14 protein-coding genes and 1 pseudogene are annotated in these 18,619 nt (G+C 38.5%); 5 read left to right on the plus strand and 10 right to left on the minus strand.

All coding sequences use genetic code 11. The features are described from left to right. Positions 1 to 9: 9 nt before the first annotated feature. From QL989_RS16415 to QL989_RS16435, 5 genes are all read right to left on the minus strand, one after another. The gene (locus QL989_RS16415; RefSeq protein ID WP_290171222.1) at positions 10 to 465 is read right to left on the minus strand and encodes an antitoxin Xre/MbcA/ParS toxin-binding domain-containing protein; all 456 of its coding nucleotides are present in this window, start codon (positions 463 to 465) and stop codon (positions 10 to 12) included. A gap of 183 nt (positions 466 to 648) precedes the next feature. Beyond that, the gene (locus QL989_RS16420; RefSeq protein ID WP_290171224.1) at positions 649 to 2,919 is read right to left on the minus strand and encodes a S8 family peptidase; all 2,271 of its coding nucleotides are present in this window, start codon (positions 2,917 to 2,919) and stop codon (positions 649 to 651) included. Beyond that, positions 2,909 to 4,036 (minus strand): ATP-binding protein, encoded by a 1,128-nt coding sequence (locus QL989_RS16425; protein WP_290171226.1) that lies wholly within the window; start codon positions 4,034 to 4,036, stop codon positions 2,909 to 2,911. Before QL989_RS16425 ends, QL989_RS16420 begins: the two co-directional genes overlap by 11 nt. Positions 4,037 to 4,594: 558 nt before the next feature. Next, the gene (locus tag QL989_RS16430; protein WP_290171229.1) at positions 4,595 to 5,182 is read right to left on the minus strand and encodes a hypothetical protein; all 588 of its coding nucleotides are present in this window, start codon (positions 5,180 to 5,182) and stop codon (positions 4,595 to 4,597) included. Continuing rightward, positions 5,179 to 5,889, minus strand: a complete 711-nt coding sequence (locus QL989_RS16435; RefSeq protein WP_290171230.1) for an AHH domain-containing protein — start codon at positions 5,887 to 5,889, stop codon at positions 5,179 to 5,181. The genes QL989_RS16430 and QL989_RS16435 overlap by 4 nt, the downstream gene beginning before the upstream one ends. Positions 5,890 to 6,189: 300 nt before the next feature. On the opposite strand from QL989_RS16435, the gene QL989_RS16440 reads away from it, so the two are divergent. The 3 genes and pseudogenes from QL989_RS16440 to QL989_RS16450 all read left to right on the plus strand — a co-directional run. Further along, positions 6,190 to 7,101, plus strand: a complete 912-nt coding sequence (locus QL989_RS16440) for an endonuclease (RefSeq protein ID WP_290171232.1) — start codon at positions 6,190 to 6,192, stop codon at positions 7,099 to 7,101. Positions 7,102 to 7,338: 237 nt separating this feature from the next. Beyond that, complete coding sequence (locus QL989_RS16445; protein ID WP_290171233.1) at positions 7,339 to 7,611, plus strand: hypothetical protein; 273 nt, start codon at positions 7,339 to 7,341, stop codon at positions 7,609 to 7,611. A gap of 856 nt (positions 7,612 to 8,467) precedes the next feature. After that, positions 8,468 to 9,118 (plus strand): annotated as a pseudogene (locus tag QL989_RS16450) (ATP-binding protein); the annotation flags it as partial. A 4-nt stretch (positions 9,119 to 9,122) separates the two neighbouring features. Here QL989_RS16450 and QL989_RS16455 read toward each other — a convergent pair. Together QL989_RS16455 and QL989_RS16460 are read right to left on the minus strand one after the other, a co-directional pair. Next, the gene (locus QL989_RS16455) at positions 9,123 to 9,827 is read right to left on the minus strand and encodes a response regulator transcription factor (RefSeq protein WP_290171236.1); all 705 of its coding nucleotides are present in this window, start codon (positions 9,825 to 9,827) and stop codon (positions 9,123 to 9,125) included. Between the two features lie 166 nt (positions 9,828 to 9,993). After that, entirely contained in the window at positions 9,994 to 12,486 is a 2,493-nt protein-coding gene (locus QL989_RS16460; RefSeq protein WP_290171238.1) for a prolyl oligopeptidase family serine peptidase, read from the minus strand. Positions 12,487 to 12,583: 97 nt separating this feature from the next. Here QL989_RS16460 and QL989_RS16465 point away from each other — a divergent pair, with 97 nt between their 5' ends. Next, positions 12,584 to 13,651 carry a hemolysin family protein gene (locus QL989_RS16465; RefSeq protein ID WP_138605937.1) on the plus strand — a complete coding sequence of 356 codons (1,068 nt, stop codon included), beginning with the start codon at positions 12,584 to 12,586 and terminating at the stop codon, positions 13,649 to 13,651. A 40-nt stretch (positions 13,652 to 13,691) separates the two neighbouring features. Here the strand turns inward: QL989_RS16465 and QL989_RS16470 are convergent, their stop codons facing one another. After that, on the minus strand, positions 13,692 to 14,906 hold the full coding sequence (locus tag QL989_RS16470; RefSeq protein ID WP_290171239.1) for an EAL domain-containing response regulator: 1,215 nt from the start codon (positions 14,904 to 14,906) through the stop codon (positions 13,692 to 13,694). Between the two features lie 178 nt (positions 14,907 to 15,084). Between QL989_RS16470 and QL989_RS16475 the strand changes: the two genes are divergently transcribed. Beyond that, the gene (locus QL989_RS16475; protein ID WP_290171242.1) at positions 15,085 to 16,101 is read left to right on the plus strand and encodes a site-2 protease family protein; all 1,017 of its coding nucleotides are present in this window, start codon (positions 15,085 to 15,087) and stop codon (positions 16,099 to 16,101) included. Between the two features lie 39 nt (positions 16,102 to 16,140). On the opposite strand, the gene QL989_RS16480 is transcribed toward QL989_RS16475, so the two are convergent. Next, positions 16,141 to 17,451, minus strand: coding sequence for a TIGR00366 family protein (locus tag QL989_RS16480; protein WP_290171243.1), 1,311 nt, complete (start codon positions 17,449 to 17,451; stop codon positions 16,141 to 16,143). Positions 17,452 to 17,619: 168 nt separating this feature from the next. Continuing rightward, positions 17,620 to 18,567: a chemotaxis protein CheV gene (locus QL989_RS16485; protein WP_198522382.1), complete on the minus strand. Its 948-nt coding sequence runs from the start codon at positions 18,565 to 18,567 to the stop codon at positions 17,620 to 17,622. Between the last annotated feature and the right edge of the window lie 52 nt (positions 18,568 to 18,619).

Consider the following 18,619-nt stretch of genomic DNA (forward strand, 5'->3'; position numbering starts at 1 on the left):
CTTCTATATTTATGCTATAAACCCTTGTTCAAGTCCGCAAATTATCCGTTTAATTAGCTCACGTCCGCGTATAGTGTCAATAACAGATGTGGGCTTGTTATTATGGAACTGAATATGTGGGGTCGTTAACCAATGGTTCCATCTATTAACATCACCAAAGTAGGCAACACCAACCAATGATAGCTTTGCTAGCTCCAACATATTCTGACTTGCCGATAGATTAAAAGGCTTATTGTTCTTTTTATGGCGTTCAATTGTCTTCATGCTAACCCCAGTTGCTTTTGCAAGAAAAGTTAAGTTCCAGCAAAGGCTTTTCCTAAATAGAGTCACGTCACTAAATATTATACCTGCACTAACAACTTTAATTTCATCCAATGGGTTTGAGCTGTAGGTTATTTTCCCACCAGTGACTATTTTTATAAAATCGATATCAACATCATCCCTATTCGTATTGCATTCATTCATAAAAAACGCCCTTTAATAAAATATTGAAGATCATACTGCTTGATGGAGATTGAGTTAACAAAAAAATATTTACTTACTTATTTATTACAGACCATTTTAATATAGGATAGGGAGCTAGGCTAAAAGCCTGCACCCTACTATAAAAGCAAAGCTAATTTGGCGTTAGTGTTTAATATGTTTACACTATGCGTTAATTGTAACGGTAACTGGAACTGTTATAGTAATCGGGTTCAATATCCAGCCATTCGTTTTAAGTAGCCTGACCGTATCATTGTATAAATCCGTTCCTTCATTAATCGATTTTACTGTTACTAACAGTACAGCTTTTTGAGGTGTGATAGGGACTTTTTCCTCGGCTCTAATGGTTGACTCCATTTTTAATTTCCATGCCTGCACACTAGTGCCTTGTGGATATTTCTTTTTGTGGGCTTTAGTCGGTGACCATTTGAATGAGTTTTTTAATTGGTTTATTTCGTAAAGATCTTTCTTATTGCTAGGTAGTGGTGGTACCTTTCCTGAGAATGAAGTTTTAAGTTCGCCAGTAGCTTCATCCAGAATTGTTTTCGTTTCACCCATGGAGACACTGATGTTAACTCGGCTATACTCCGAACCAAAAGATTGATCTAATGGTGGTGAATAAACCAATGTCATTGCAACCTCACCTTTAAACTTACCTTTGTCCTGCACTGAAGAAGGTAAGGGTATAGGGCTTCTGTCAAACTCTACTAATCCATGTCGGACATCTACTTCAAACATCAAGGTAATTTGATTCTCTGAACAATATAGTAAACTATCAATATCTCTCGGCTTTCCAAAGCCTGTTGCGTATTCGTACCCGTTACAGTCTAGTACAGCAGAGTGAATAACAAGGGCTTTTACTTTTTCAGGTGTTGCTCTGATAGTTTTCTCGATCGATTGCCATGCATTTGCTGCGATTGATGAAACTATTGGAGTAGAAAAGCTTGTTCCTACTGATTCATATATTTTGTCTTCTGGGCCACAAGATAAAACGCCAATCTGAGCATAGCCGCCATTTTCTGTGCAGTTTCCGCCAAAGTGAATTACTTCAGGTTTTGGTGTAAACGCTGGCCCAGGTCCAATTCTTGAAAATGGGGAACATTGCCCTTCTTTTGATGCAGACTGAGGATTTTTTTTATGAGCTATTGAACCAACGGTTAGGGCCCTAAGAGAATCGCCTGGAGAAGACACCCTACTTTCACGAGTCTTGTCCTCGTCTGATCTATTTGTGGTAAACGTATTGTGATTTCCTGAAGCAACAACAAAGAGAATGCCGTATTTTTCACTTAAGTCATCAAGAAAGCAGCCAAAATCAGAAAAAGAGTTTAGTTTTGTAGGTTCATTGCGGCCTATCGATAAATTCCATATTTTTATATTTTGAAATTGCTCGACCGCTTCAGAAATCATTTCCATTAAATCATCTTCAGAGGCATTACCACTTGTATCAAAAACCGTAATATCAACTAACTTTGCCTGAGTGTTCGGAAAACCTTCTTCATGGTAATTCAGAGAGCTAGGTGAAGCTATCAGGCCTCCAACCATTGTTCCATGAGAAGTGTTTACTACCTCTTCTGGAACAAATGACTTTCTGCTAATGACCCATTTGTTGATTTGCTTTGATGTACGGCAGATTCCAGAGTCAACTACCGCAACTACAGGATAATCAAAGCCATGAAGAGGATCAGGAAGCATTGAACTATCAAGTGGTCCAACAGGACTTGTTGCAATCTTAAAATCTGAAGGGGAATATGTTGGCATTTCCTCTATTGATCTAACTGCGATATTTTTTGCTAAACTTTGAATAGATAGCTGATTCTGTACTTTAACAGTATGAAAGCTCGTATGTGATGAATACTCTTTGAAAGAAACATCCAAAGTCATCTGTGCTGTAGAGTTATTGAAATATTCTTTTATTCTTTCATTCTGACGCTCTTTTAGATGATCAAATAAATGAACTTTATACTTTTTGGCATTAAAATTGGACACTTCGAAGCTATTTACATGGAGCCGGTCATCACTGGAGAAGACACTAATTTCTTCTATTACGGCGATATCAGGCTGAATAGATTTAGCTGTAGACTGAATTCTCGTTTTTAATTGACTAATACCGTCTTCGTTCGCACTCACAAGTAAAACCCCAAAATCAGCAGTTCCTATTATTGGGCAGGTAGTGTCTTTAAATACTTTGTCTGGTCTGTGAGATTTGGCTAGAGCATTTTCTAGGAGCCTAATTTTTAATACTGCTGGCACATTTGGGGCGGTATTAAAGTGGTTGCGTAATTCAATTGCTGATTGCTCGATATCTGCTTTCAGTTTGTCAACCAGTTCTTTTGTTACCTCCCTAATTGGTTTTGAGTTCGGCTTTGGTGAAGGAACATCTTTAAAATCTTTTTGGGTAACTTTAACAGATTGAATTGGGTTGTTTTTATTGCTCATTTCCATTCCTATTTAGCAAATTAGATATTTTTCCTGTAGACACACCAAATATTTTTGATAGAAGTCTTACTGTAAATAACTCCGAGTTTAACTCTTTTAGAGTAAGCAGCTTTTCTGAGATATCCTTTTCTATCTCTATTACATCAGAATAACGAACCAATGCAATTCTAAATAGTAAGTCTTGTTCCGAAACCTGTTTCTCATCATTTAAAATAGCTTTTCGTTTGGCCGCAGTACAAATTTGGGAAATTAGAGCTCCTGAAAGCCCATTTGAGTGTTCAACAGCTTTTTGAAACTTCGCAGGTGCAAATTTAGATAATTCACTACGGAAAATCTTTTCTCTTGCTATGGATGTTGGGGGGTTAAGTCGAACCCGAAGCTCAAACCTTCTCCAAACAGCAGGATCTAATAATTGCTCATGATTTGTTGCAGCAATGATTAAAGTGTCTTTGGGAAGTGCATCAATATTTTGGAGTAAACTAACAACGACACGCTTCAATTCACCTAATTCATGTTGATCGTCTCTGGCTTTTGCTAATGCATCGAATTCGTCAAGAAATAAAACACAAGGTCGTTGAGAAGCAAAGTCAAATAGCGACCTTATGTTTTTTGAAGTCGAGCCTAAAAGTGAGGAGACTAAGGAGTCGCAGCGAGCAGTGAATAACGGTAGCCCAAGTTGAGCTGCTACATTATTTGCAAGTAATGTTTTTCCGCAACCAGGAGGGCCATATAGTAATAAGGATGGTGCACTACTCAATCCTGCATCAGCCAGTTTCTCAGCTTTAAGTGAAAACGAGATAAATTCTTCAATTTGTATTTTTGTTACAGAGTCAAGGATAGCTGAATCAGTATTGCCTAATTCTGGATAAGTGATGTCAGCTAGTGACATGTGACTATCTTGATCAACAGGAGAACGTAATTGATTTGAAATAGATGCTAAGTTGTAGCCTGATGCCAACAAACTACTAGAGATTGTATCACGTAATCTTTTTGCAGCTTTATGTTCACCATCAACCTCTAATTTATCAGCAAGAAACTCTGTGTAAGCTTTTACTTGATTAATTTTCCCAAGTACTCCCCCCTCAATTATTTTTGTTACCTCACGCGCATGTTTCATTATATTCGCCTTTTTATGAACGCTTCATGTTTATATTTGAACAAAATAGCATATATGCTCGTTAAATTCACTATTTTGTGAACGGCCTTGTGCTATGTGGTGAAGTGTATTAATTGATTCGGCCCGAGCTCATTTATGACTCAATTTGTTTCAGTCGAATCGCACTTTATGGCGTAACGAGTGAAGATAGTTATATAAATTATTCAGAAGTTGATATGTTTAGCGAACAAGAGCCGCCTACAGTGCAGGCTGTATTTAAAGAGGGAAGCCATAAGTTATTTATACAGGTTATAGCAGTAGCTGATGGGATTTTAGATACTACAGTGTGGTTATTATTATTTAGCATAAGCAAAGTAGTTAAGTGAAAGACCGATATTAATTTCAATGCAAAAAAGTAAAGAGGGCTTTCATATTATTGTTTTGCTTACGCTAAATAGTCTTGCTAAAGCCCACAAATAAGGTATTTAATCAGCTCACGTCTGGGCATCATGTTAATGATAGATTGCATTAGGTAACTTGACTTCAATAAAGGTAGTGGTCTCCGATTAAAGTGCTTTCTTAAAAGCAGCTCAATAAGTCTTTATTAAAGTTAATGCCACTAAGATTGTTATCTGTAATTAACTTTTTAAAATCATCAGTACAATAAATAGAAAGGCCTCCTTGCAATTTTGACTTGAAAAGCAACTTATCTTGTATTTGATTAGTATCAAATACTAACGTTTTGAGGCCATCCTCATAACCATCAAGATATGCTTTCTCTGTCAATGTTAAATCTTCAGATACAAAATTGAGTGTGTTAAATAAGAACATTTCTTCACTGTCAGTTTTTAAGGAAACGAACTCACCACAATTTATGATAGCTTCATTAAGACATTCATACGCCCGTCGATTAAGCACTAAAAAGGAGCCATATAGATTTACATCATAATTTTGTTTTTTTGCTCGTGGCTCATGCTTGCATTCAAACCCATCTGCAGATAATTCAAGTAAGGTTTTTTTCCCTCTTGGAATATCATCCATGACTACTTCAAGTATTTCATCAAACGACTGGCCAGTCTTATCAATAATTTGATTTGTCATCTCGACAATATCGAGGTCAATTACATCACATGTTTCTGTGGGTTTTCTCAGTAAGTACGTATTCATATACCTTTCCATAGTTCATCTTTTTCTTCGAAAATTTTGCTAGGTAACGTCCCTGTTTTAATCATTGTTTTCACATTGCGTAGTTTATTAACAAACAGCCCTTTGTCTTTTGTCATGCTTCCACCTAAACTTTCACCAATCCATGTTTCGTAATTATACCTATGCAACTTTCGGTGTGGAGGTGATTCTTTAGTGGCCCAGTCATTCTCTTTATGTCTCACAAAATTAATTAACCAAATGCCATTATGAGGGTCGTTAATACCAATACCGACCATATGCAAATTTAATCTTGCTCGTAATACAGCCTGTTTGTTATCACGCCCTGTACCAGGAATAATATGGTGTGCCTCATGATATTTCGTCGGTTTTGGTTCACCAACAGCAAAAAGAAATCGGGCTAAATTATTGGTGGTATTGGTTGTATGATGAGTTTCTTCAAGTAAAGCTTTTCGTGTCGAATGGCTTCTATTAACGCGATACAATTCAAGAGCAGACTGAGCAATCGAAACAGATTCAATCCTCTTCTTTTCTATTTGTAAATGCTCGTAATCTAAAGCTAATTTTTTTAATTTTTCAGCGTTTGGATCTTTTTTGATGCTTTCATCGTGATAACTTTTAGCTTTGAGTTCAAAGTTATAAATTGCCATATCTAGCGGAGTTGGATTTGCAGGTCTATCTGGTTTTGGGTATTCCCTTAATGTTTTCATACTTAATATAATCCTTTATTAATGTGACCCCAAATTAGTGCATACTCATGACAAATGCAAGAAATTCAGCTTTAAAACAGCTGTGACAATTATTGATTTGTATACTCTATAATACCCTCAATGATCATCACGATAGTACACATTAGCTGCCAGCTCAAGCACACAAAGACATCAGTTAATATACTTAGCTAGATGATCCGTAGACTCAGCTCTATCGGCTAGCTTTTATAATTAACTTATACTAACTTAATGATTGAAAATGTTTTAGGAACTACATCGTTAACTTTCAGGGAAGTCATTATGGTATATAAATTCGTACTGTTTGTTTTGATCATAGCTCCTTTTTCAGCTCAACCTCATAGTGGCAGAACTAACGCCGAAGGTTGTCATACTGATAAAATGAATAATGATTACCATTGCCATAATGAAGTAGGCGAAAGCGTTCCTACTAGAACACATCTCCCTCCTTTACCTGAAAACTATGCAACTAGTTTTAGTAACGCAAAATCCAAAGCCGAAAGAGAAGTTTATTACGACTATAATGCAACTTTTTATTGTCAGTGTGACTTTGTTTTTGACGATATAGATGATGCTGACAATGATGGAAATACCCATGAAACAATGATTGATGCATTGTCGTGTGGCTACACTCCCCGCAATCCAGTTACTAGTACTGGTAAACCAAATGCTCGTGTATCAAGAGTCGAATGGGAGCATATTATGCCGGCTTACATAATTGGTGGCGAGTTAGAACAATGGCAGAACCAAGAAAACTACTCAGAATGTCAAAAGCCCAATGGTAAATACTTAACAGGCCGTGATTGCGCATATGAAACAGTGCCTACTTTTCGTCGTGCTCATGATGATTTGGTTAATTTAGCGCCAGCCGTTGGAGAATTAAATGCAGATCGTTCAAACTTTCAGTTTTCTATAATTACCGGTGAGACTCGTAATTATGGCCAATGTGACTTTGAAGTGGATTTTAACTCTGATACAGCGGAACCAGCAGAGAAGGTGCGAGGAGACATAGCTCGCGTATATTTGTATATGATTCAGATGTATGGCGTATCGTTAAATAATAACGTTATACAGATTATCCAAGAGTGGAATGAAAGTGATCCTGTCGATGAATGGGAGTGTAAGCGAAACGTGCGGATAAAAAAATCTCAAGGGTATAGTAATTCAATAGTCGAAAAACTATGCAGAAAATGAAACTCATGAATGGATGGTTAGAGCAGTCGGTAAATATGTCGTAGCTCCGAAGCAGAGAACCTTATAAGTGCCACAGTAAGTATGCTTGAAAGGATAAAATCGGAGCAGAATGTTTAGATGAAATGCTGCTATTTTTAAGCAATAAAGAAAGCACCAAAAGAAGTTGTTATTTTAGATAAGTAATAATACTTACAACTAATAAAATGTTTTTAATGTATTTTATATTGAGGAGTTTCTATGGCAGTTTTTTGTGTAACTTATGATTTAAATAAATCTGGGCAAAACTACAGTGCGCTATACGATGAGATAAAGTTGTCATCGGGCTGGTGTCATGCACTTGATTCGGTTTGGTTAATATCTACAACAGAAAATGCGAAGCAATTATCGGACAGGCTCAGAAAAAAGATAGATGATAATGATGACTTGTTAGTAATAAAAGTAACTCGTGATTACGCAGGGTGGTTAGATAAAGCTACATGGGATTGGATCAACAAGCATGTTACTAACTAAAGTTGGGTTTAATCATTGGTAATTTCTCAAAAAAGTATAAACAATGGAGTGATAAACGTCGGAGGTCATTAAAGTTTAAAACTTTTTTACTTCCGAAGTTCGTTTATATTGTGGCTAGCAGAGGTCAAATGTGACAATAAAAATTGAAACTTAGGCGCTATAAAAATGGCTATTCAAATAAAGTAGACAACAAAGTTCGAAACTCACTTTTGGACAGAAACGCGCTAAATTATTTGCTCAAATTCGATAAAATATAAAAAAGCCAATGATGAACACGAATAATTAAATTCCTATCCCTTACCAATAAATTTCTTTACTATTTTTAAATTTTTAAGTCTATGTTTTAGTATAAAAATAGTTATTATACAGGTGAATAAACAACCTAAACCATTACAGAGGATATACATATGTTCATTAAACCAGGACCGAAAAGAGAAAATGATGATGGAACGCCGGATAAAAGACAACGTACTAACACACCAGATAAACATAAGCCGTTAAAACGACATGATCACAAACGAGGTGATTAATTTAAACCAAATTGTTTAAAGTTATTATAATTTTGTTCCCATTTTTTGGGAAAATAAACTCCAAGCTTTCTTGTTTTTTATTTTTCCCTTTATTTTTCCACTTTACTATCCAACTCATTACGGGGCAAAACCTTGTTAGAGAAAAGGCAAACTACGCAAAAATTAATGTCACAGCTTTAAACTTTAGTGTCATAGTTCTAATCTTTAATGTCCACCGACAATAGACTAGTTGTAGTCACAGCTGTTTACCAATAACTCCATTACACTATTTCGATGTAATTACAGTAAATCCTTATACATTACAATTTAACGATGTAATTGACACTAAACCCGGTGAAATATCGTTAGCGCATAATGGTGTGTTGTTTTTAGATGAGCTCCCTGAATTTGAGCGTAAAGTGTTGGACTCATTACGCGAGCCAATGGAAACCGGAACAGTGACGATTTCGCGCGCGGCCAGACAAATGGAATTTCCGGCGCAGTTTCAGCTTATTGCAGCACTTAACCCTAGTCCAACTGGGTGTCATCATGATAAACGGGCGACACCCGATCAGGTAATGCGCTATTTATCGCGAGTATCGGGGCCGTTTATTGACAGAATTGATTTGCAAATTGAACTACCAAGGTTGAGCAGCGTGGAGCTACAAAGTACAACTACAGAAGAAACCAGTGCTGAGGTGAGGGCACGAGTAGAAGCAGCTTATGCAGTTCAGCTTAAACGCCAAGGTAAAGTAAATGCGCGGTTAAATAACAAAGAGATGAGCTTGCACTGTGAGTTACCACCTGCAGAGCTGCAGTTTTTAGCCAGAGCCAGTGAAAAGCTGGCGTTATCGCCGCGCTCTTATCATAGAGTAATTAAAGTGGCGCGAACGATAAGTGATTTAAAAGGAGCACCACAAATCAGTTTAAATGAGCTTAAAGAAGCGCTTAATTATCGGGCATTTGAGCGTTTATTATCGCAGTTAACCCAACACTAAGGCTTTAAATTGAAAGCATATAGCCTTTACCGCGAACAGTGACAATACGTTTTTGATCTTTCTCATCGTTCAGCTTTTTACGTAAACGACCCACTAACACGTCTACTGTGCGATCGTTGGGGCTCCAATCGGGCTGGCCAATTTCTTCTGATATTTTTTCACGGGAAGTCGCTTTACCAGCATTACCAATCAAACAAATAAGTACTTTGTGTTCTGCTTCAGTCAGTCGTGATTCAATCCCACTGGCGGTAATAAGGGTGCGATTGTCTGGATGAAGTTTAAAATCGGCATATTCAATAAACTCTTCACTGTCATCGTCGCTGTGATTATTGGCAACACGTTTGTATAGGGCGCGCATTCTTAGCTCAAGCTCAAGTAAATCTACAGGCTTGCAAATATAGTCATCAGCACCTTGGGCAAGGCCTGCAATTCGATCGGCTTGTGAGTCACGACTCGATAATAAGATAACGCCAATATCGGTGAGCGTATTTAGTTCTTTGGCAAGTTGTAAACCGTCGCGCTTTGGTAGCACAATATCAATTATTGCCAAGGAAATAGTATTGCGCTGATTTACGCGGCTTTTAACAACGTTTAACGCATCGGCCCCGGTGGGGTCAACGTCAATAGAAAACTCGGTATTTCTAAAATGATTTTGGATGCGCTTTACGAGTAATTCGTCATCTTCAACCAATAAAACATTAATTGCCATAGTCTGTTATTTTTTTAGTTTCAGCTTTGCATATTAGCATTATTGATGGCCTGTATAACACAGAGAACATTGTTTTTCGGTAACATTATATTCCGAATAGGTCTAATAATATTGCATTTTGTAATGCGCACTTTTTTACTTCATCGACAAAGTGCGCATTATAGTTCTAATCTTTATACATTGAATCCCACCATTGTGGTTCATTTTTTAACTTTTTGTCAAAGTAAGCCAACATAGTGTTCCACCAATTAAATCGTTTATCGCGCGCAAATATTTGGTGATCTGCTCCTTTGTATTCTATCATTTCAACGTCTTTATTAAGCAGTTTTAGTGCGGTGTACATAGTTAAGCTTTCGCCCACAGGCACATTGGTATCACTGTCACCGTGAATAAGCAGTAATGGCGTGGTTACTTTATCGGCATGAAATACAGGGCTATGCTGGCTGTAAAGTTGAGGGTTATTCCACGGAAAGCTATTTTTTGAGGCTTCGCCTGAGTATAAATAACCCCACCATCCTTCACCCCAGTATGACGTTAAGTTTGAAATACCGGCATGAGCAATAGACGCGCTAAACATATCGGTTTTGGTGGCAAGCAGCATAGTCATAAAGCCACCATAAGATGCACCAAGGTTACCTACTTTACTACTGTCTACAAAATTATATTTAGCTAAAAATGCCTCTGTACCCTCCATAATGTCATCGGCGGTATAGTCGCCCCAAGCATTTACATGTTGTGCTGAAAAAGTTTGCCCAAAGCCCGTTGCGCCAGTTGGTTGTACAACATAAACCACGTATCCGTTTGCTGCCCATAAGTTAAAAGGGTAGCGCCCAGTAAACCCGCGTGTTACTGGTGAGGTGCCTCCATAATAATAAACAAGAGCAGGGTATTTCTTGGCTTTATCAAGATTGTTTGGCAGATAAACACGGCCAGAGATTTCTACGCCACGCTTATTGGTAAAGTTAAATTCTTCAAGCGCAGGAATAGCCGTATTGGCATACGCAATCGGGTTTGAATCCCAAATGAGCTCTACCTTGTTTTTACTTACGTCTAAGCGCTTGAGTTGTTGAGCGCTCGACGCATTGCTGCCACTAATTAATAACTGGGCATTGCGCGTATTTGAAAAGCTAAATTGCTGCACAATATCAAAGCCTGTATTTAACTTTTTAAAGCGCTGTTTACTCAGGTCAAATAAATACAGTGGTTGGGTATCTTTCTCTGTCACTTTGATTAGCGCATCACCATTGCTTAGTACTTCTAATGTGCCAATTGCGGGGTCAAACTGTTTGCTTAACGCCGTTACTTTTTTTGCGTTATCAGCTAGTAAATAAAGCTGGCCATCGTAATTATTAGCCAGCATGTTCTTTGGTATTGTTCTGCCTGCACCATTTTTAAAATCAGGGCCTGCAACAACATAAATATTGTTTGCGGCATATTTAGCTTGATTAAAGTTTTTAAACTTACCTAATGATTTTATGCTGTTGGATTTTAATGTAAGTTCAACCAGCTCAGTCTCTGGGTGAGTTGAGGCTTGCATCGCCATTATTGGGCGACTTATTAATAGCTTTCCACGGTTGCTGTTAGCATCTTCAAGTTGATGGCTCAATACGCCTTCGGTCAGAGCTTTGGTTAAACCACTGTTGGTATCGAGTAAATATAATTGGCTAACCGTACGGGCATAAGACCAACGGTCTTGTAAGCCTTTATGATGTTTAGTGAGGCTATTGGTTTCTTCAGATGATTTAGACCAGCTAAAAAGAATACTATTATCGTTGTAATAGCTAAAGTTGCTTGTCCCCTCAAGGCCTGAGGCTAAGGTTTTTATAGCGAAAGTTTTACGGTTTAACTGCTTTAATTCACCGTTGAGTAAATAAACTAAAAATTGGTTATCAGGACTCCAAGTAAATTGGCTAGGCTGCACTTCTTCAAATCGGTATACCGTTTGGTTATTAGTATTTTTAAGCTCGGTTGTGGTAATGGCGTTGTTGCCTGTTTTATCGCTGAAGCGCTTTGTTGTACTTAAGTAATACTTAGCATCAGGCGACAAAGACAAACCGCTAATAGTCGGGGCGTCAAACAATTGTTTAGCCGATAAGCGCTTGGTTTTATTTGTCGTTAGGGTCACGACGTCAGTTTCTGCTTTTGGCACAAACTCTAAGGTGACATCATTCCAATTAGCAACCTGTTGAGCGATGACAACCACGGTATGTGAGCCGTTATTTAAAGCAAGCTGATAGCGTTGGTTTTCACCAGTTTGCTTCTCACCATTGATAAAAATCTGGCCTTGCTCTATTCCTTCAATGTTTAAGGAGCCTTGAGTAAACCGGTCCGTTTCAATATGAAATTTAAGTGCTTGTAAACCGCCTAAAGTAAGCGCGTTAATTTTATCAAGTGGTTGCCACTTATGCTTTTTACCAAACACAACAAAGCTTTCTGCACTTGATTCAAGTTGTGCAAGCAGATTATTAATAATCACGTCGCCATGGGGGGTCTGAAATGGCTTTGCTTGCATATCTTCTGCAAGTGGGCCGATAAACTGAATTTTTGATTGATCGAGTGGGGCAGCTAATGCCGTTAAACTCAAACTACTTAATGTGAGTAGGGTTGCCAAGCGAGTAAAACGTCTTGTGTAACGATACCAAGGTGCGCTTAAATTCATTGCTATGCCTATTGTTATTGGAGATTTGGCCAAATATAACATGTATTGTTATGATGGCTATTATCATCGGGTATTTATCCAACTTATCGGAGAGAAAGTGACACTATTAATCGTTTACATGGTTACAGCGATTGTGATTTCGTTTTTGTGTTCAATCATGGAGGCCGTACTATTAAGTATTTCACCTAGTTATGTTGCATTGTTGCGCAAAGAGCGGCCGGTGCTGGCTAAACAACTTGAAATACTAAAAAGTAATATTGATCAACCATTAGCAGCTATTTTAACGCTTAATACTGTTGCCCATACTGCTGGTGCCGCAGGAGTAGGTGCACAAGCCGCCGTAGTATTTTCGGATGCAGCAGTGGGGATTGCATCTGCTATTATGACTTTATTGGTATTAGTGTTATCTGAAATTATTCCAAAAACCTTGGGTGCCAACTATTGGCGTGCTTTAACACCGAGTGTGACTTATGGTTTACGTATTTTGGTGTTAGTGCTTAAGCCGTTTGTATGGGCTGCACAAAAGCTAACCAATTTGATGGGGCAAAAGCATAATGAGGCCTATTATATTCGCCAAGAAATAGAAGCGATGGCCGATATTGGCAGTGAGTCAGGGGCACTTCATGCTGATGAGTCAGAGATCATTCGAAACTTACTGCATTTTAGGCACGCAAAACTAACCGACTTAATGACCCCGCGCACGGTTATTTTTAAAATTCATAAAGATCTTACCGTAAATCAGTACTTAAGCGAACATGGCTCTTCGTCATTTTCTCGAGTGCTAATTTACGACAAAGATGCTGACGATATAATAGGGTTTGTTCATAAAAACGACATTATGTTGGCATACCACCGCTTAGGTACAGACTACAAGATTAGTAAGTTGGTTAAGCCTATTTATACAGTACCGAGTACGCAAAACGTATCGTCGTTATTACAAATATTACTTACCAAGCGTACCCATATTTGTTTAGTGATTGATGAATACGGTGATGTGCAAGGAATAGTGACCCTAGAAGATATGATAGAGGCGCTAATGGGTTTAGAAATTGTTGATGAGCGAGATCAATCTACCAACATGCGTGCCGTGGCTAAGCAACGTTGGCATCAACGTTTAGCGGATAGTGAGCATATCGTCAGCGCCGAGGATAATGAATCTCGTTAGGGGTATTTAGTAAATATCAACCGGCAAAGGTCAGCAGACCTTAGTTATTATTTGTTTTAGCAGCTGTTTTTATCCAGTGTTGTGCCCACGAGATAAATTCAGCTTTTGCTTTTGGGCAACTAAACAAAAATCCTTGTATAGCTAAATTTGTTTGATAGTGCTTTAGATAGGCAAGTTCTTCCGGACGTTCAACACCCTCAGCAACAAGTTGCAGTTGCTCTTGGCTAGTCATATCAATCAATGAGTTGACCACAACTTGCGAAAACTTATCTGTTTCAATGTGGCTTATAAAAGAGCGGTCTATTTTTACTTCTGTAAATGGCAGCTGTTTCAGTTGGTTAATATTAGTAAAGCCAGTACCAAAATCATCCAGTGAGATACCAAAACCAAATATTCTTAATCTGTTTAAGGTTTCAAGTTGGGTATAGCTTGAAAGGGCATGTTGCTCGGTTATTTCAACAACCACATCACTGGGAAGCACGCCGTGCTTTTGTAATAACTGTAATAATTTATTAGGGCAGTTCAAATCATTTAACTGGCATGGCGACATATTAAATGACAACTTTAAGTTTTCCCCTAATTGTTCTTTCAGCTGCTTTAAGTCACTGCAGGCTTTTTCAAACAGCGTAAAAGTAATGTCATTGATTAAGTCGCATTGCTCAGCAAGGCTAATAAAACGGCTTGGTAAAATCACGCGTTCGTTTTTATTTGAAACAATACGAGCCAATACTTCAACACTTTGTATAAAGTTGGTGTTTATATTTATCTTAGGCTGGTAAAACGGTGTTATTTCATTATTTTTTAATGCGCTAACAAGTTTAGCTTTAGTAATTGGGCGCTCTTTTACAAGCGTATGGCTGTTTAACTGCGCTATTTTGGCAAGTAACATATTTACCTGATTTAATTGTACTGGCTTGGTAAGGTTACCAATTAAATGCACATTATGCTGCTTGGCTAGATCAGCTGCTAGGCTGATTATTTTAGGATCCATTTCAGAAATAATAACAATCGCACCGCAATAGCCTATTTCACCTAAGTTACGAATTAACTCCATACCATCCATTTCTGGCATATTCAGATCGGTAAATATGGCGTCATAAAAGTTTATATCAGGCTTTACTCTCTCTAGTGCTGTAACTGCGCTTAAGCAAGTGGTAACTTCTGGCATTTCGAGCTCATTAAAAATCGCTTTCATAACAATTAAAATGGCTTTTGAGTCATCAACAACGAGTATATTTGGCAATTGAGTTCGCATTGGTGTCCTTAGTAGTTGAAGCTTACTTCCTGTAATATTAAAAATAGTCGCTTGAATTGTTTTTGTCAGTATTTCAGGCATTTTTAGCTTACATTATCGCTAATAAAATGATGCTAGCTCACTCGTGTTTTTTTGGTGGGAAGGTATACTAGCGGCATAATTTATAATGGTTAGAATAATGATAAAAGTCGAACTTTCTCTGGCAGAGCAACCGTTTACGCTGATGATAGCAGAGCAGCAAGTTGTAAAAATATTTCATGATCAGCAAGCGATTGCATTTGAAAACCCACGTGAAAATTATGTCGAGTTTATGCTTGATGAGCAGTTAATTGGTATTGATAGCAACGAGGTCAGCCAGCAAAGCTTGGCGCTATATGTAAATAATCAGTTTGCAACTCAGTTAGCTTTACCTGTAGCAGCACAGGGCGCACCTAAAAAGGGGTTTTTAGGGCTCGCGGCGCTTGGCTTTAAATTATTTAAAAGTGCTAAAGTTGTTAAAGTGGCGCTAGCGAGCGCATCGGTGGCCGGTTATGCTTGGCTGTTTACCATTGATTTTGCGTTAATGCTGATTGCTTGCCTGGTGGTACACGAATATGGCCACGTACGAGCTATGAAGTATTTTGGCATTAAAACTAAAGGCATTTATTTAATTCCTTTTGTAGGCGGGTTAGCCGTTAGCGACGATAAAATAACTACGCGCTGGCAAGATGTGGTTATATCACTTATGGGGCCTGCCTTTGGTTTATTTACTTCTGTGCTTGGTGTAGTGCTTTATTACGCTACGGAAATGGAAATATTTGCAGGTGTTGCAGTGCTTAGTGCACTGCTTAATTTATTCAATTTACTGCCTATTTTACCGCTTGATGGCGGGCATGTACTAAAAAGCATAAGTTTCTCGATGCGCTCTTGGGTTGGTTTAAGTGTGTGCTTACTAGGTGTGCTATTTGGTTTATGGCTAAGTTACACCTTTGGTTTAATGTTATTAGTGTTCTTTTTATTTGTTGGGGCGCTAGAAATTGTGTTTGAATGGCGTGGCCGCCATTACTCACATTTACTGCCATTAGATAAATACGGCCAAGGTTTTTCCGCGGTAATGTATGCACTCGTTGTTGCAGGGCACATTGCGGTAATGATGCACTTTGCAGATTCAGAAAACGCGATATTAAGTTTACCGATGAAGATTTTATCAAGCTAAGTAAGCGCGGGCTGTAATATAAGTTACAGCCCGATTAGATTAATAAAAGCTCAATACCAGCGATATAAACACCCCAGTAATAATCAGCTGTACCACGCAAAACCCCATAATATCTTTTGCTTTTAGGCCCGCTATAGCCAATACCGGTAATGCCCAAAAGGGTTGAATTAAATTGGTCCAAGCATCTCCCCATGCTACAGCCATAGCAACCCTTGCCATATCTGCACCAAGCTCTTGTGCTGCAGGGATAACAATAGGTGCTTGTACAGCCCATTGGCCGCCACCGGATGGCACAAACATATTAACGAGTCCTGCACTAATAAAACTGTAAAATGGCAAGCTATCGGCATCCGCTATGGCAATAAAGCCCTGCGATATTTGTTGTGCTAACCCTGTATCGACCATAACCGCCATAATACCGGCATAAAAAGGGAACTGAATTACAATTCCCGCGCCACTCGGAATCGCTTGTTGTAGGCTATTTAGTAAATTGTGGGGGGTCTGATGTAGTGTGATAGCTAAAAATAAGAAAAGCGCTATCACGCTGTTGAGATTTAAGCCGCCACCTGCGATAAAAAAGTAATAACCTAAGTAGGCAAGTCCGAGTAAGCCAATGCCCATGCCTAGCAGTTTGCTTTGTTCTAAATGTTGCGCAGGGCGTGTTATTGTTACTCTATCGAGTAGAGTGTTCTTAAGCAGTGATGGGTCAATATAAACACTGTCTTTTTCACTCGGTAGCATGTAGCGGTTAACCAACGGCATAATAATAAATAAGCCAATCAGAATCGCAATGTTAAAACCTGCGAACAAGGTTTGCTCGGTGCCAATAATCCCCATTGTTGCCTGTGAAAAATGCCCTTCGCTGGCAATGGTTAGTGGTACGGAGCCTGCCAATCCGCCGTGCCATACTACAAAACCTGAGTAAGCACTTGCTACTAAGAGCCGATAATCTACTCGAGTCTGCTTAGCAATAGCCTTAGCAAATAAAGCACCAATTACTAATCCAAATCCCCAATTAAGCCAGCTTGCTAAAAGCGAAATAAATGTCACTAAAATAATGGCTTTTGGGGCCGTATTGGCAAGCGTTGCTAACTTTGTTAGTAACTTACTTATTAATGAGGTACTGGCGAGCATGTAGCCTGTTACTAATACCAACAGCATTTGCATGGCAAAGCTAAGTAAGTTCCAAAACCCGCTTCCCCATGATGTTATTACCTCAAGTGTGGTTGCAGGAGTCGCTAAATTCGCAATGCTCAAGGTAATAATAGTGAGCATAATGACAAATATAAATGGGTCGGGTAAGTAGCGCTCGACGAGCTTAGTAAACGGGCTGGCAACTTTATTGAGCATAATTAATAACGAGTTAGTGAAAACTTATTTGCTAATTAATCATGAAATCTTAGGATTAGCAAACACCGCTTTGAATAACCACTCAGTAAGGCAGGTTTTTAAAGGTTGCTGATGAGGAGAGTGTTACTAGCAAATATTTACCCAAGCAGATATTTGCTAGTTTTATAATTAAGCATTGCTTAACACATGTTTTAAACGGTTTTGTACTTCTTGCACTAGTAAGTCAGGCTGAAATTTTGATAAAAATGCATCACAGCCAACCTTTTCTACCATGGCTTGGTTAAAGCTGCCACTTAGGGAGGTGTTAAGTACTACATGTAAGTTTTTTAAGCGGCTGTCGTTACGTATTTCATAGGTTAAGCGGTAACCATCCATTGAGGGCATTTCGGCATCGGTTATCACCATAAGTAGTTCTTTTTCAACATCGCGGCCTTCATCGGCCCAACCTTTAAGCATATTGAGTGCTTCCAAACCATTACTGGCAGGAACAATTTCGATACCAAGCTGCGATAACGTATCGCTTACTTGCTTGCGTGCTGTTGGCGAATCATCAGCGTGTAGTATTTTTCGCCCAGAGAACTCGTTAACTATGGTTTCATCTAACACCCCATCAGAAATATTAACCTCATACTCAACTATTTCAGCCAGTACTTTTTCTACATCTATAATTTCTACCAAGTGCTCCACGTCGTCGCGCTGTACTTTAGTAAGTGCAGTAATGTAATGATTTTTACCGACTGAGCTGGGTGGTGGCATAATATCAGACCAGGTCATGTTCATTATTTGATCAACCTTACCAATTAAAAAACCTTGAGTGGTACGGTTATATTCAGTCACTACCAAATTACAGTCTTCACCATGTTCTTTGTGTGACATAGAAATGGCTTGGCGTAAATCAATCACCGGAATAGATTCACCCCTAATATTGGCAACACCCGTCACCTTAGGGTGAGAGTGCGGTATTTTGCTTAAACGGGGAAGCTTCACCACTTCTTTAATTTTAAATACATTGAGTGCAAATAAATGGCGGCTATGTAAATAAAACAGTAGCAACTCTAAACGGTTCTCACCTACAAGCTGAGTACGCTGATCAACTGACGCTAAAACACCTGACATAATAGACCCATTCTTTCCTCATAACTTAATAACTATAGTTTACTCTTATTTT

This window comes from Pseudoalteromonas sp. APC 3224 (assembly GCF_030407535.1).
GTDB lineage: Bacteria > Pseudomonadota > Gammaproteobacteria > Enterobacterales > Alteromonadaceae > Pseudoalteromonas.

Excerpts from the sequence above, each read along its gene's own strand:
- QL989_RS16455 (WP_290171236.1), bottom strand. The coding sequence starts at position 9,827 with ATGGCAATTAATGTTTTATTGGTTGAAGATGACGAATTACTCGTAAAG.
- QL989_RS16425 (WP_290171226.1), bottom strand. The coding sequence starts at position 4,036 with ATGAAACATGCGCGTGAGGTAACAAAAATAATTGAGGGGGGAGTACTT.
- QL989_RS16445 (WP_290171233.1), top strand. The coding sequence starts at position 7,339 with ATGGCAGTTTTTTGTGTAACTTATGATTTAAATAAATCTGGGCAAAAC.
- QL989_RS16440 (WP_290171232.1), top strand. The coding sequence starts at position 6,190 with ATGGTATATAAATTCGTACTGTTTGTTTTGATCATAGCTCCTTTTTCA.
- QL989_RS16415 (WP_290171222.1), bottom strand. The coding sequence starts at position 465 with ATGAATGAATGCAATACGAATAGGGATGATGTTGATATCGATTTTATA.
- QL989_RS16420 (WP_290171224.1), bottom strand. The coding sequence starts at position 2,919 with ATGAGCAATAAAAACAACCCAATTCAATCTGTTAAAGTTACCCAAAAA.
- QL989_RS16435 (WP_290171230.1), bottom strand. The coding sequence starts at position 5,889 with ATGAAAACATTAAGGGAATACCCAAAACCAGATAGACCTGCAAATCCA.
- QL989_RS16430 (WP_290171229.1), bottom strand. The coding sequence starts at position 5,182 with ATGAATACGTACTTACTGAGAAAACCCACAGAAACATGTGATGTAATT.
- QL989_RS16470 (WP_290171239.1), bottom strand. The coding sequence starts at position 14,906 with ATGCGAACTCAATTGCCAAATATACTCGTTGTTGATGACTCAAAAGCC.
- QL989_RS16480 (WP_290171243.1), bottom strand. The coding sequence starts at position 17,451 with ATGCTCAATAAAGTTGCCAGCCCGTTTACTAAGCTCGTCGAGCGCTAC.
- QL989_RS16475 (WP_290171242.1), top strand. The coding sequence starts at position 15,085 with ATGATAAAAGTCGAACTTTCTCTGGCAGAGCAACCGTTTACGCTGATG.
- QL989_RS16485 (WP_198522382.1), bottom strand. The coding sequence starts at position 18,567 with ATGTCAGGTGTTTTAGCGTCAGTTGATCAGCGTACTCAGCTTGTAGGT.
- QL989_RS16460 (WP_290171238.1), bottom strand. The coding sequence starts at position 12,486 with ATGAATTTAAGCGCACCTTGGTATCGTTACACAAGACGTTTTACTCGC.